11 protein-coding genes, 1 tRNA gene and 1 pseudogene are annotated in these 13,265 nt (G+C 43.6%); 6 read left to right on the forward strand and 7 right to left on the reverse strand.

The annotated features are described in order from the left end of the window. Nucleotides 1-80 precede the first annotated feature (80 nt). Together ACE3JL_RS04680 and ACE3JL_RS04685 are read right to left on the reverse strand one after the other, a co-directional pair. A tRNA-Ser gene (locus ACE3JL_RS04680) sits at nt 81-167 on the reverse strand. A 688-nt stretch (nt 168-855) separates the two neighbouring features. After that, nucleotides 856-1,422: a hypothetical protein gene (locus ACE3JL_RS04685; RefSeq protein ID WP_271990533.1), complete on the reverse strand. Its 567-nt coding sequence runs from the start codon at nt 1,420-1,422 to the stop codon at nt 856-858. Between the two features lie 58 nt (nt 1,423-1,480). On the opposite strand from ACE3JL_RS04685, the gene rnc reads away from it, so the two are divergent. Beyond that, a complete protein-coding gene (gene rnc / locus ACE3JL_RS04690; RefSeq protein WP_271990536.1) occupies nt 1,481-2,158 on the forward strand; it encodes a ribonuclease III in 678 nt (225 codons plus the stop codon). 222 nt (nt 2,159-2,380) lie between these two features. Here rnc and ACE3JL_RS04695 read toward each other — a convergent pair whose 3' ends face one another. Continuing rightward, complete coding sequence (locus ACE3JL_RS04695) at nt 2,381-3,160, reverse strand: Crp/Fnr family transcriptional regulator (protein WP_375328947.1); 780 nt, start codon at nt 3,158-3,160, stop codon at nt 2,381-2,383. Between the two features lie 170 nt (nt 3,161-3,330). Between ACE3JL_RS04695 and ACE3JL_RS04700 the strand changes: the two genes are divergently transcribed. The 5 genes from ACE3JL_RS04700 to ACE3JL_RS04720 are packed head-to-tail and all read left to right on the forward strand — an operon-like array spanning nt 3,331 to nt 7,535. Further along, nucleotides 3,331-4,374, forward strand: coding sequence for a sulfate ABC transporter substrate-binding protein (locus ACE3JL_RS04700; protein WP_271990541.1), 1,044 nt, complete (start codon nt 3,331-3,333; stop codon nt 4,372-4,374). 12 nt (nt 4,375-4,386) lie between these two features. Beyond that, nucleotides 4,387-4,728, forward strand: coding sequence for an NIL domain-containing protein (locus ACE3JL_RS04705; protein WP_052277241.1), 342 nt, complete (start codon nt 4,387-4,389; stop codon nt 4,726-4,728). 19 nt (nt 4,729-4,747) lie between these two features. Beyond that, nucleotides 4,748-5,590, forward strand: a complete 843-nt coding sequence (cysT, locus tag ACE3JL_RS04710) for a sulfate ABC transporter permease subunit CysT (RefSeq protein WP_072924081.1) — start codon at nt 4,748-4,750, stop codon at nt 5,588-5,590. A 42-nt stretch (nt 5,591-5,632) separates the two neighbouring features. Continuing rightward, the gene (gene cysW / locus ACE3JL_RS04715; RefSeq protein WP_375328948.1) at nt 5,633-6,475 is read left to right on the forward strand and encodes a sulfate ABC transporter permease subunit CysW; all 843 of its coding nucleotides are present in this window, start codon (nt 5,633-5,635) and stop codon (nt 6,473-6,475) included. 19 nt (nt 6,476-6,494) lie between these two features. After that, complete coding sequence (locus ACE3JL_RS04720; RefSeq protein ID WP_375328949.1) at nt 6,495-7,535, forward strand: sulfate/molybdate ABC transporter ATP-binding protein; 1,041 nt, start codon at nt 6,495-6,497, stop codon at nt 7,533-7,535. Between the two features lie 47 nt (nt 7,536-7,582). Here the strand turns inward: ACE3JL_RS04720 and ACE3JL_RS04725 are convergent, their stop codons facing one another. The 4 genes and pseudogenes from ACE3JL_RS04725 to ACE3JL_RS04740 form a co-directional block, all read right to left on the reverse strand. Beyond that, complete coding sequence (locus ACE3JL_RS04725) at nt 7,583-9,106, reverse strand: N-6 DNA methylase (protein ID WP_375328950.1); 1,524 nt, start codon at nt 9,104-9,106, stop codon at nt 7,583-7,585. A gap of 18 nt (nt 9,107-9,124) precedes the next feature. Beyond that, nucleotides 9,125-9,358 (reverse strand): annotated as a pseudogene (locus ACE3JL_RS04730) (DUF2283 domain-containing protein). Nucleotides 9,359-9,467: 109 nt separating this feature from the next. Further along, entirely contained in the window at nt 9,468-10,658 is a 1,191-nt protein-coding gene (locus tag ACE3JL_RS04735; RefSeq protein WP_375328951.1) for a restriction endonuclease subunit S, read from the reverse strand. 55 nt (nt 10,659-10,713) lie between these two features. After that, nucleotides 10,714-13,065 (reverse strand): DEAD/DEAH box helicase family protein, encoded by a 2,352-nt coding sequence (locus ACE3JL_RS04740; protein WP_375328952.1) that lies wholly within the window; start codon nt 13,063-13,065, stop codon nt 10,714-10,716. Nucleotides 13,066-13,265: the final 200 nt, after the last annotated feature.

A 13,265-nucleotide genomic window follows, 5' to 3' on the forward strand; every position in this document is an offset into this window, starting at 1 on the left:
ATAAGAGTAATCTCCTGAATTGAGAATCCCGACTCCTATAGTCTGCCATAAAAAGCACCTCCTAGGAGGTGCTTTAGGGACGGAGAGAGAGGGATTCGAACCCTCGTTAAAGTTACCCCTAAACAGCATTTCCAGTGCTGCGCCTTCAACCGCTCGGCCATCTCTCCAATTGAGGTCACGATCATCCATCGTACAGCAAATACTGCTGATCTGTCAAATAAGTTTTTTGAGATATCCCCGCTTTCAAGAGACGGGGATTCCAAAAGTCAGCCGTAGCAGATAAATCCCCAGTCAAGGAGCTAAAATTTCTAACTGGCTCTTCATCTGTCCCCAAGGGAACACTCACCCAATGTCTATCCGCACCAATATCAATTCCTTTTGGGTTGAGCAGGGAGGAAAGTTTCTCAGTCCCAATCTACTAGGTTTTGGGTTCTTGGGTTTCTGTTATGCAATGGACAGGGGTTATAAGGGATGGAACCCTTATATAGAAAGGCATTTAGTGATTTTTGTCAATTATTTTTGATCTAGAGCGAACTAATCAATTAAGTCTCTTGCCAGATAAGGATTTAGTCGATTTATGCTCCCATATCGAACCATACCAAGTCCCGAAGAGCCAGGTTTTGGTTCATTAAGTAATAGCAATTCTCCAAAATCTGACTACAGATAGGGTAGAATAGCACACTGCCAGATTAAGGAAACTCAATGAACCAAGAATGCCTCGCTTTTAGCGATGGGATTGTCAATCTGAAATCGCTTTCTTAATTAGATAAACTATCCTCTGGTGCAACTGTCCTCGATGTTGGTTGTGGTAAGCTGTACTGAATTTAAACTGCGTCAGAGTCTCTGAGCGCCCATTTATAGGGATTGCAGCCTCTGGATTTTCCTTTCTCTCCCCTCCTCAGTTCTGAAAAGATACTTAAGAGAGCCGTAGATTAATAACATTGTCGTTAAAGTTATGGCCATAATTAGGGGGGAGATTTTGGCTAACCAGAAAGCCACGAAGATTATGCCAATTCCGTCGGCGAGTAGGATGGGTAAACGTGGTACTATACCATAGTCAATAATTTTTTCCGTGCTTGGCTGCAGTTGAATTTTGGCTAAACAATGAAACCAAATTTGACTAACTAAAACTATTAAAGCTCCCCATCCTATCCAGAGGGCAGCCAAATAAAAGCCCGATAATTCTAAGACAATTGTACTAATTGTAACCACAAAAAAGCGATCAAGGCGAGGATCGCTGGTTTTTTGCTGAAATTCGGCAATTTCTGCCAAGTCCACCGCTGCCATGCGTGCCTGTTCAATACACATCCCCAGGGTACCTAGGGCAAGAATAGCAGCGGATAGGTTTTCCGGTGAGAAGATTTGGGAGATTATACCTAAACTAGCCGGAAAAAACAGTAAAAAAAGGATCGTTCGTCTCATCTATTCGCGGTGGGGTCGGATTAAGATAAGAAATGCTCTTGACTTGATCATTTCTGTAATGTCTTGTTTGCCTCCTTTTCAAAATGCTCTCCTTCTCACCCAAGCTTTAACCCATCGTTCCTATGTCAATGAACAGTCGGAATTGACGGAAAATAACGAGCGCCTAGAATTTTTGGGCGACGCGATTTTGGCTTTTTTGGTGGGCGAACTATTGTATCAAAAATATCCCACCATGAACGAGGCCGAATTAACCCGTTTGCGGTCAAATTTGGTCAAAGAAGAACAATTAGCGCAATTGGGCATTGAAATCGGTCTGGGGGAGTTAATGCGTTTAGGCAAGGGAGCAATTAAAGATCGGGGGCGATCAAATCCTACCCTATTAGCGGACACTTTTGAAGCGATAATTGGGGCTTATTATCTAGATTCTGGGTTAAATGCGGTTAAAAACTATCTGCACGGGCTTTTTATCCCTGTTGCCTCTCATTTAGTCTCTCAACAATCGGAATCGCCATCTTTTATCGATGCCAAAAATCTCTTCCAACAGTGGGCGCTGGCTAATTTCGCCTCTAATCCAGAATATGCGATCATTGATGTTACCGGACCCCCCCACGCTAGGGAATTTACTGCTGAAGTGCGGGTTAATAACCTTCTCTACGGTACAGGTAAAGGTAAACGGAAACAGGATGCCACCAAAGCGGCTGCCGAAGATGCCTTAAAGTGCTGTCAATGGCAATAATAAATAGGGTTTGCAGCAAAAAGGTTTGCGTGGGGGCAGGGTGTGGGGTGTGGGGTGTGGGGTGTAGGGTTTTACCCATTTTCAGGGGGTCAATTACCTAATTTTCAGGGAAAAAGTCCCTGAATTCTTCCCCCATCACCCCAATTTCTGGCACTTTTTGATGGGAAAAAAGTCTAAAATTCTTATCCAACAAAGTTTTTAGATTTATTCAGCAAATTCTACTTATCTTAGGGGCCACCAATTAACTTTATCTCTGGTAGCACTGTAAACTTCTTTTAAACCCTCCGCATCCAGTACCCGAATTAAATCCCCCGTCGATTCTGAGGCAATTAATCCCACGTTTTGCAATCCTTTTAATACCTGTTCGACGGTACGTTGATTGAGTTGACAAGCGCGAGCAATCACATCGACGGATAAATCAAAAGTATAGATATTTTCGGCACTCGGTTGACTGCCTAATTCTCTTTCTTGATAGATTAAAGCTCTCAGTAAAGTGGCGACAGCTTGGGGTGGATAGCTACTACAATTAAGCAAATGATACTCGAATTTTTGCTGTAATTCAAATAAAAAACAGTACCGTTGACGAAAACTTTCGTTATCGTTGTAAATCTTTTCTAGCGCCGATAAGGGAATTTTTAGGACATGGGTAGTTTTATAGGATTCCACCAAACAGGGAAAAGCGCGACTGGCTAAACCATAACTAAAGGGTAAACTCCTCATACCAAAACAGCCACCGGGGTAGGTAATGGCAATAATCCGGTCGAGGGGAGTGCTGCGGACAACGATTACACCCTCATCCAAAATCACATACAAAACATCTAGAAATTCATCGGGGAGAAAAGCCGTATAGACGGGACGATTGGAAAATAGCGTCTCTAACTTGAGATTGTCGGCATCGAGATACTGACTTAACCAAGCTTCCTCTAGTCCGCGAAAGAGAAAACTCTGGTTAATCAGTTGTTGTAGGAGGGTTGTTTTTTTGGCTTTGACGCTCTTGCCCATAGTCTCAAACCTAGATGTAGCACTGATTCTATCTTCTCACAGTTTCTCTTCTCCTAACTTGGTTTCAAATTTGTTTTATAAATGTATTGAAATTTTGTTTCCCGTGTTGTAGGATTAAACCACGCATGAAAACAGATACAACCTCAGAGTAAATTTTAGGAGCGCCGCCGATGCAGTCATCCCAGTCTTGTTTGTCCCTACTCATGGCAACTGTCCTGACGGGAGGAATGCTGGTATCTTGCACCTCATCCCCCACCAATAGCGGCAATGACAGCCAAAAACCCGTGACTGTGACGCTTGTTTCCTATGCTGTTACCCAAAGTGCCTACGAAAAAATCATTCCCAAATTTGTCGAGGAATGGCAACAAAAAACGGGGCAGAAAGTAACTTTTGAACAAAGTTATGGTGGTTCTGGTTCCCAAACTCGCGCCGTTATCGATGGTTTAGAAGCGGATGTGGTAGCGTTGGCTTTAGCTTTGGATACCACGAAAATTGAGCAAGCGGGATTAATTCAACCCGGTTGGGAAAAAGAAGCTCCGAATGAATCTATTGTTCATAAATCTGTGGTGGCTTTTGTTCCTCGCGATGCCAATATTAAAATTAATCAATGGTCAGATTTAGCCAAGGATAATATTAAAGTTATTACCGCTAATCCCAAAACTTCTGGCGGAGCGCGCTGGAATTTTCTCGCTCTTTGGGGTTCGGTGACGCAAGCAGGAGGTAGTAAAGAAGCGGCGGAAACTTTTGTCGAAAAAGTGTTTAAAAATGCGCCAGTTTTACCTAGAGACGCTCGCGAATCTAGTGATGTGTTTTTTAAACAAGGCCAGGGAAATGTGCTAATTAATTACGAAAACGAGATGATTCTCGCTAATCAAAAAGGTGAGAAGTTAGCTTATACTGTTCCCACTGATTATAATATTTCTATTGATAATCCCGTGGCGGTTGTTGATGCCAATGTGGATAAAAAAGGTACGAGAAAAGTGGCCGAGGCTTTTGTGCAGTTTTTATTTACTCCCGCAGCGCAAAGAGAATTTGCTCAGGTGGGTTTTCGTCCCGTTGAACCGACGGTAGTGAAAGAGTTTGAGAGTAAATTTCCTGAGATAAAAAATCTCTTTACCGTGCAGGATTTAGGCGGTTGGGATCAGGTACAAAAGCAATTTTTTGATGATGGAGGCTTGTTCGATAAAATTCTGACTAAAGCTGGTAAATCTTAAAGGAGAAAAACCATGGATAATCAACCTCAATGGCAAACTATTAATCATCCCCAAAGTGACTTACATCTCGATCAATCAGGACTTGATCGCCCCACTTCCCGAAGAATAAAAATTCGGATTCCTAAACAATATGTTAACGAGCCAATTATAGCACGTTTGGGGTCTTTTCCCGGTCTAAAAGTGAATATATTTTCTGCTTTGTTAGCTGCCAATAATAATCAAGATGGCTGGTTCGATCTACAACTGCAAGGCAACTCTCAAGGGATAGAAAATGCCCTTTCCTATCTGGCAGATTTAGATGTAGAAGTTTGGTATGATTCAGCACAAGTTCTTGAAGAAGCGGACAATTGGTAATCTCTAGCAATAATTAACAATGGCTAACCCACAATTATCTTTATCTCCCAGTCAACCCCTGAAAAAAGTTTCTATTCCTTGGGTAATTACCATTAGTTATCTAGTGGTTTTGTTGGTTTTACCGGCAGCGGCACTATTTGCTAAATCCCTAACTCTTGGTTTTGCCGAATTTTGGCGCATTGCCACTTTACCGATTTCTTTATCCGCCTACCAAGTCACTTTTTTTACTTCCTTAATCGCCGGATTAATTGACGGAGTTTTTGGCACTATTATCGCTTGGGTATTAGTGCGGTATCGATTCCCAGGTAAAAAAATTGTCGATGCTTGTGTGGATTTGCCCTTTGCTTTACCCACTTCTGTTGCCGGTTTAGTCCTAGCCACAGTTTACAGTGATAACGGTTGGCTCGGTCAATTTTTTGCCCCCTTTGGCATTAAGATATCCTTTACCATTTTAGGGGTTTTTGTGGCGATGTTATTTATCGCTTTACCCTTCATTGTCCGCACCCTACAGCCGGTTTTACAGGAAATGGAAAAAGAAGTAGAAGAAGCGGCTTTATCCCTCGGTGCTTCCTCTTGGCAAATCTTTTGGCGAGTGATTTTTCCCACAATACTACCGGCTATTTTAACAGGAGTTGCCCTCGGTTTTGCCAGAGCGATCGGTGAATATGGTTCCGTAGTTATTATTTCCTCTAATATCCCCTTTAAGGATTTAATTGCCCCAGTTTTAATCTTCCAAAGACTAGAGGAATATGATTACACAGGGGCGACAGTAATTGGCATGGTTTTATTACTGGTTTCTTTGTTGATGTTAGTAGTAATTAATTTTCTGCAACAATGGGGGCAAAAATACAGAGTTAAGTAAAAAGTAAAAAAATATTAGAGTATGACTGGAGACAGATCAAAAATGCAGAATCCAAAAGCCTTAACTAAAACGAAAGAATGGGATTACAAACCCCTACTAATTATTATCGCCCTTGTTTATCTTGCCTTCTTGCTTTTTATTCCAGCAGCGGCAGTATTTTACTATGCTTTTCGCAATGGATTCCAAGCTTTTTTAGAAGCGGCGGGAACTTCTGACTTTATCGAAGCGGTGAGATTAACAGTAATTATTGCCCTAATTACTGTACCCTTAAACACAATTTTCGGACTTTGTGCAGCCTGGGTAATTGCTCGCAATCAATTTCGTGGCAAAACGTTATTAATTAGTTTAATTGACTTGCCTTTTGCCGTTTCTCCCGTGGTAGCGGGTTTAATGATTGTACTGCTCTATGGGCGCAATGGTTGGTTAGGTTCTTTCTTAGAATTTTTCGATATAAAAATACTTTTCGCTTTACCCGGAATGGTATTAGCAACTATATTTGTTACTATGCCTTTTGTCGCCAGAGAAGTTATCCCAGTCTTAGAAGAAATTGGCTTAGAACAAGAGGAAGCCGGGCGCACTTTGGGGGCAAATGATTGGCAGATTTTCTGGCGCGTCACTTTACCCAATATTCGTTGGGGATTGATGTACGGCGTGCTGTTAACTAATGCCCGGGCGATGGGAGAATTTGGGGCGGTTTCTGTGGTTTCTGGCAGCATTTTAGGGAGAACTGCCACCCTGCCAATTTTCGTAGAACAGGCTTATAAAAATTATCTCACTCCTGCCGCCTTTAGTGCGGCGGCTATCCTAGCTTTACTAGCAGGAGTTACTTTAATTATCAAAGAAATTCTCGAACGTAAAACCGCCCACAAAATTCACACTACCTAACTACAAAAAACCTAAAAATATGAGTATTACTATCCAGCAAGTTTCTAAACGTTTCGGCAATTTTCAGGCTTTAGATAATATCAGTTTAACCATTCCTGAAGGTAAATTAGTCGCCCTCCTCGGACCATCGGGATCGGGAAAATCGACCTTATTACGTTCAATTGCCGGATTAGAAACTCCCGACAGTGGTGCGATTATTATTAACGGACAAGATACCACCCATGTGGATCCTAGACGGAGAAATATCGGCTTTGTTTTTCAACATTATGCCCTATTTAAACATTTAACTGTTCGTCAAAATATTGCTTTTGGTCTAGAAATTCGCCAGCAAAAATCGCCAGTAATTAGGAAAAAAGTTGAGGAATTATTAGAATTAATTCAATTACAAGGATTAGGCGATCGCTATCCCGCCCAATTATCGGGAGGACAACGGCAGCGAGTAGCTTTAGCCCGCGCTTTAGCCATTCAACCGAATGTATTATTATTAGATGAACCCTTTGGAGCTTTAGATGCAAAAGTTAGAAAAGAATTAAGGGTATGGCTGAGAAATTTACACGAAGAAGTTCACGTTACCAGTGTTTTTGTTACCCACGATCAAGAGGAAGCAATGGAGGTAGCCGATACGATTGTCGTGATGAATCATGGTAAAATTGAACAGGTGGGTTCTCCCGCCGAAATTTACGATCATCCCGCCACACCTTTTGTGATGCAATTTATTGGGGAAGTGAATATCTTACCCAGTTTAGCAGGATTAGGAAATGGACATCATCCGGGTGATAATTCCACCGTTTTTATCCGTCCCCACGACCTGGAAATTATGCCCGAACAAGATGGTTTGAATAGTTGGGCAGTGGTAAAAAGAGTTATTCATTTAGGCTGGGAAATACAAGTAGAATTAATGTTAGCCGATGGGGAAATGGTGGTGGCTTATCTCAATCGTGAGGAATACAAGCAATTACAGTTACAACCAGAACAAACGGTACATTTAAAACCAAGAAAAGCGACTTTACTCACTGATTTTGACAATAAAAGTGAGAAAGTTATCGATTACTCAATTTAAAAACTCCAGGTTTATTAAAGAGTTTTTCATAAAGCTGTAAGTGACCTTCACCGCTCCCACTTTCTCAGCACTGATAGAGTTAGAGCAACTTCTTTACCTTTCTCCTCAATAAAATCTAGCAATTCCTTGGCGGTGCTTTTATCTTCATCTACTTTGGTGTTAAGATTGACAGCTTTGAGGTCAAAGTTTTTGGCTTCGATTTCTTCACGGGTGACTGTCCAACTTCTCTCACTATCTTCTCGGTTGGGTAATAGTTCTAGAAACTCCTGAAAGTGATTCATCATCAGGGGTTTGCGCTTGGTAACTTTAACATCGGACAGGTCATAATACCAGATTTTTTCAGTGGGTTTGCCTTTAGTAAAAAAGAGGATGTTAGCTTTAACACCCCCACCGGCAGCCACAAAAGTCCCCGCGGGCAAACTAACGATACACCAGAGATTACAGTCGTTTAATAGTTTTCGTTTGCTCTGGACAAAAGCATTTTCATTGGTGCGAAATAACACCCCTTCATCTAGGACGATACCGCAGCGTCCCCCCGGTTTCAAACTATCGATAACGTGCTGTAAAAATAGGACTTGAGTAGCACTGGTTTTATAGGCAAATTGTGCCTGTACGGTCCTGTGTTCTTTGCCGCCAAAGGGGGGGTTAGTGAGGATAATATCGAACTGGGGCGGAGCATCTTGGAACAGGTCGCCATAGATGACTTCTCGGTTTAAGGTGTTGCCGTGCCAGAGGTGGGGGTAATCGATGCCGTGTAGGACTAAATTAGCGAGGGCAATGGGGTAGATGAGGTTCTCTTTTTCCCTTCCGTAAAAGGTTTTTAGTTTGACGGTTTCTAGCTGTTCGGGGGTGATGTCATCTGCTAGGAAATCGCGGATATATTCGTAGGATTGGGCCAGGAATCCGCCCGTGCCGCAGCAGGGGTCATAGATGGTTTCTCCTACTTGGGGGGTGATGGCTTTGACCATTGCCCGGATGACTTCCCGGGGGGTAAAGAATTGACCGCCATCGTTGTTTTTTTCTCCCATTTTCAACAGCAATCCCTCGTAAACTTGGGAGATGGGGAAGATGTGGGTAGGGTCAATGTAGTCGATTTCGTGGATTTTATCGAGGATGTCTAACAGGTTGGTTTCGGTGTCGATGCGGACTCGTTCGACACTGGATATGACCTCACTGATAATTTTTTGGCGGGGGGTGGCTTGGGGTTTGTTTTTGAGGCTTTTGAGGTAGGGAATGACTTCTTCATTGACAAAGGGCAGAAATTGACCCATTTCCCCCATTTGCAGGTTAAGGCGGCGGTTGCCTTCAGGGTTCGCCCAATCTCGCCAACGGTAGGGTTCGGGGATGGAATCGGCAAAAGAGTCCCCCACGGCTTCCGCTTCTTCCGCTTCTCGCTGTTCGGTGTCGTCAAGGATTTTGAGGAACAGTAGCCAACTGAGTTCGGGGACGTACTGTAAAGCACCGGCACAGTTGGAACGCCGCATGATGTCGCAGATGCCTTTGATGTAGCTGTTAAGTCCCTGTTGGGTGGTGAAGGTTTTACCGTTGTCGTTGCTGTTTTTTTTAGCCATTGAGTTTACCTAATTTGTCTAACCTGCCAAGCGGAGATTGGCGATGAGGGGGAGTTGGAGTTCGTTTTTTTCTTGCAGTCTTTGAGAAAAGAATAGGATTTCTAGGTTTTCGATTTCTTCGGTTTGGGGGTTGACTCTCACAATAATATCATCTCCTCATTCTTCTGATTCTTGTTCGGGATAGGGAGCGCATTTATTGATATAGAGAATGTCTCCCGTTGGGTCATATTTGATAATTAGGTTTTCTGTCATTTAGTAAAATAATAGCGATTTTCTTCTGATTCAGTACGAGGTATGAACAGTATTTGGTTTAAGTTTGTCCATGCTTGCTGTGTTTTTTCTATGTCTATTGTTTGCATAACTATAATTCTCCCTTAAAGGCGCGGCGCAATAGGACGGCGGGGAGTTTATTGATGGTGTCGAGTTGCTCTTTTAAGTTCTGTTTTAGTCGTTCCACTTCCTGCATTTGTTCGGTTAGAGTTGAGGCGATTTGTTTTTGTTTTTCAACTGTTGGAAAAGGGCATTCAATATTTGAAATAACTCCTTTTTTAATGTTGGGATCTCTTCGGTTGCCGCTACTATAGTCCATCCATTTAGGTCTAAAATTTAATACCCATGCGTGTAGGAACTCAGGAATAAAAACATTATAGTTTGGCAAAATCGAACAAATTGCTTGATTAGTAACAGCAGGTAAGCCTAAGATTCCAGATTTTCCAATAGTTCCACCACCACCATACATGGCAATCATCACAGAGCCAACTGGCAGCATTTCCCCTCGAATTTCATCAAAAGCAGTTTCAGAAATATATTCTTCTGTTTCTTTAACAACCTCACAATTAAGATCTAAAGTTTTAACCCAAGCTATAGTGCCTTTGAAGCTTGAGGAATTGTTTCGTGAGGGTGTACCACCACTAATAAGACGAGCAATATCCCCTAACTTTCTCCTCTCCCAAGAATTAGCCTCCTCACTTTCAAAAACAGCCCGAAGATAGGCAGCAGGTAAAGCCTTGGCAGCTTCTAACTGTGCTTCTGTTGCTTTTCGTGCCTTTTCTACCGCTTCCATCTGTTCATTAAGAATGGCGGCTATTCGTTTTTGTTCGCTTAGGGGTGGGAGAGGGATTTTTAATGTTTCTAAATCTTTTCTGCCAATAGCTTCAAATGTACTGCCACTACCTAGAGATACTAATTTATTTTCATATAACCTCAATGCTGCATGAATAAAATCACGTTCACTATCTTGATTGGGACGGATAGCTGCTAATCCTCTACCAATACAGCATTGAACGTCAACTATATTTGTTGGTCCAACAGGGGCGCGAACTGAAATTAAAATATCTCCTACTTCAGCGATTTTAATGGGTTCAAAACACCAAAATCGTGGAATAGGTGATATTTTACCAAAGTCGGCTTTACCTTGAAAAAATGGTAGTCCGCGGGGTTCATTTATATAACTAGAACTAGGTGGAGATTGTCCCATAATTAGTTCACAAACATCCCCCAACTTTACCCACTGCCAACCATCGGGCAACTGCCGATCATTTTCCTGACTCATAATAACTCCCTTGCCCAATCATAAACATTCAAATACCAATCCCCAATTAAAAACCCTAAGCGGCAAACAATCTTATCTTAGTTTCCTGTATGATCTCAGAGGGTTTACCTACTAACTTTAACGCCGATAAACCCCCAGCCTTAGTCACTTCCGGCACTTGAAAAATGAGCTTATTTTCCAATCCTTCCGTCCCCGACTTAGCAAACTGAGAAGCAATCGCCCTCACTGTCGCCGCCGTTTCTTCTGGCATTTCGCGTAACCAATCCTCCTGTTTATAACTAAAAGCTTCCGCTCTTTCCAGACGAGTCAGACGGTGCAAACCATAACCCAACTCTCCCAAAACATCAAATAAATCGCAAGCTTCCAACTCATCTAGTGTCCTAATTATACTTGCTGATCGCCCCCCATCAGGCAGTATTTGTAATAACCTCCCCCGCTCCTCCGGCTGAACCCAAATCGAACGAAATAAAGTCAAATTAGTCACCTGATTAACCAAGGATTCCGCCAGCCTCTCTCGATACTCCTCCACCGTTATCGGCTTCGTTTCTCCGCCTACCGTCGTCAGAATATAGCGCCCCACCGGAGTAATATTTACCTCGAACCCCTCAACGGAGATAACCCGGCGTTGCTGCCTTTCCTTTGGTTCCGCCGCCGTCCCCTTTTTGGTGGCTAACTTATCGAGAAACTTCTCCCCAAATAAACGGGTAGCATTAGTGTAGTCATACACCCGAAACATTAACTTATTAGTGGGTAGATCCAACCGCGTCCCCCGCCCTACCATTTGATAGAAACTAATGGGAGAATTGACATATTTAAAAAAGACAATATTTCTCACATTGGGGACATCAACACCGGTGGTTAAAAGATCTACCGTCGTCGCGACAAAATGGGAACGGGAACTGCCCTTTAAATCCGGCAAATAGTCATTACCCGAAGATTTGGCCGTACACTTGAAGGCATAATAATCCTTCGGCTTTTCCCCCTTAGCGGCACACCAACGAGCATAGAGATTATTCATCTCAATGGCTACAGCATCAGCATGGCGGTCATTAACACAGAAGATAATCGTTTTCTGTTCCACTTCCCCCGTTGTTAACAAATGATTGAATAAATCCCCCGCCATCGCCATCACACGGTCAGGGAGCAAAATTGACCGCTCATAACTGGTTTTCTCGTACATTTCCCTAATTTCTGCCTCTGGGATGGGCTGTCCCGTGTTGGCATCAAGGGGATTTCTGCTGATGACCTCCTCCACTGTAATGCCCGTGTCATCGAGGTTGATGGCACTCCTAACAATTTCGCAGGCGGCAAGATAGCCATCCTCTATCCCTTGTCCGATGTCGTATTCATAGACGGGTTCGCCAAAATAGGCCATATTATCGGCGGTGATTTGTCTATCGGCTTCTGATTCGGGCGAGTCTTCTGTAAACTCCAATTCCCGGGGAGTTGCCGTCAATCCCACCTGTACCGCCTCACTGTTGCGGGTGAGAACTTGCGACCACTTACCCCATGCGGAACGGTGACACTCATCGATGATGATATGGCTGAAGTAATTTTCCGGGTAATGGGTGGTTAAAAAATTCCCCATGTCCTCTTCCTTGTCCACATTCAGGGTTTGATAGGTGGCAATTAAAACACGGGCATTCTTGTGGGGTTGGTTCTTTTCTACTTCCGCCGCATCGGAACCGAAGGCAATTTGCAAAGCCGCCGCCCCCTGGGTTCTCAACTCATCGCGATCGCAGACAAATAACGCCCGCCGCAACTGTCCGGCATCTGCTATTTTTCGCAGTAGGTTACAGGCGATAAAAGTCTTACCCGCGCCCGTTGCCAGGGTTAGAAGGACTCGCGCCGGGGAGCCTGTTTGCTGGCAGCGGGCAATTTTTTCCAAAGCAGCGCGGATGGCAGCATCTTGGTAGTAACGCCGTCCTCCTTCTCCCCCCTTATAGGGAGTCAGCAGGGGACGGGCGACCTCCTCTGCTAGGCTGAAGCCTACATACTGCTCGTATCTCCCCCTCAGTTCGGCCGGGGTAGGAAATTGGCTGAGGGGTTGAGGGGCTGAAGTTATATTCGTCGTGCGATCATATTCGACAAAAAGATGACCGTTACAGGAGTACACAAACGGTACATTTAACCCTTTGGCATAGCGTTTAACCTGTTCTAAGCCTTCAGTGGGGGGCGCATCTTCCTTTTTTGCTTCTATTAGGGCGACGGCTAAGGGTTGGCTGTCGCTACTGACGGCCACTCGCAGGGTGTAATCAATCCTTCCCCTGGCGCGTTCGGCTTCCCCATCGATAATTTGAATGGCCCCCGGGGTTTCTTCTCGCTTGAGACAATCCTCGGTCCATCCTCTTTGATGCAGGACGGGGTCAATTAATTTGGCTCTGGTGTCTGTTTCTCCTAATCCCATGGTTCTCTCAAGACAGTAAACAGATAACTGATAAGTAGCTGGTTATAATTAAATTAAAAATGGATTTTAGGTTCGATCCCCCCTGCCCCCTTGATAAGGGGGGTGCCGGTAGGCGGGGGGATCCCCCCTTAATCCCCCCTTTGATAAGGGGGTGTCTGATAATTTTTAACGCCTACCGACTTAACTGATAACTGATAACT

Origin of the sequence: Microcystis sp. BLCC-F210 (assembly GCF_042134685.1) — a bacterium.
Classification (GTDB): Bacteria; Cyanobacteriota; Cyanobacteriia; order Cyanobacteriales; family Microcystaceae; genus Microcystis; species Microcystis aeruginosa_D.

Bases quoted from the DNA above. Each gene is read 5' to 3' on its own strand.
- cysW (WP_375328948.1), top strand. From the start codon at position 5,633: ATGCAGAATCCAAAAGCCTTAACTAAAACGAAAGAATGGGATTACAAA.
- ACE3JL_RS04735 (WP_375328951.1), bottom strand. From the start codon at position 10,658: ATGAGTCAGGAAAATGATCGGCAGTTGCCCGATGGTTGGCAGTGGGTA.
- rnc (WP_271990536.1), top strand. From the start codon at position 1,481: ATGTCTTGTTTGCCTCCTTTTCAAAATGCTCTCCTTCTCACCCAAGCT.
- ACE3JL_RS04705 (WP_052277241.1), top strand. From the start codon at position 4,387: ATGGATAATCAACCTCAATGGCAAACTATTAATCATCCCCAAAGTGAC.
- ACE3JL_RS04720 (WP_375328949.1), top strand. From the start codon at position 6,495: ATGAGTATTACTATCCAGCAAGTTTCTAAACGTTTCGGCAATTTTCAG.
- ACE3JL_RS04685 (WP_271990533.1), bottom strand. From the start codon at position 1,422: ATGAGACGAACGATCCTTTTTTTACTGTTTTTTCCGGCTAGTTTAGGT.
- ACE3JL_RS04740 (WP_375328952.1), bottom strand. From the start codon at position 13,065: ATGGGATTAGGAGAAACAGACACCAGAGCCAAATTAATTGACCCCGTC.
- ACE3JL_RS04700 (WP_271990541.1), top strand. From the start codon at position 3,331: ATGCAGTCATCCCAGTCTTGTTTGTCCCTACTCATGGCAACTGTCCTG.
- ACE3JL_RS04725 (WP_375328950.1), bottom strand. From the start codon at position 9,106: ATGGCTAAAAAAAACAGCAACGACAACGGTAAAACCTTCACCACCCAA.
- cysT (WP_072924081.1), top strand. From the start codon at position 4,748: ATGGCTAACCCACAATTATCTTTATCTCCCAGTCAACCCCTGAAAAAA.
- ACE3JL_RS04695 (WP_375328947.1), bottom strand. From the start codon at position 3,160: ATGGGCAAGAGCGTCAAAGCCAAAAAAACAACCCTCCTACAACAACTG.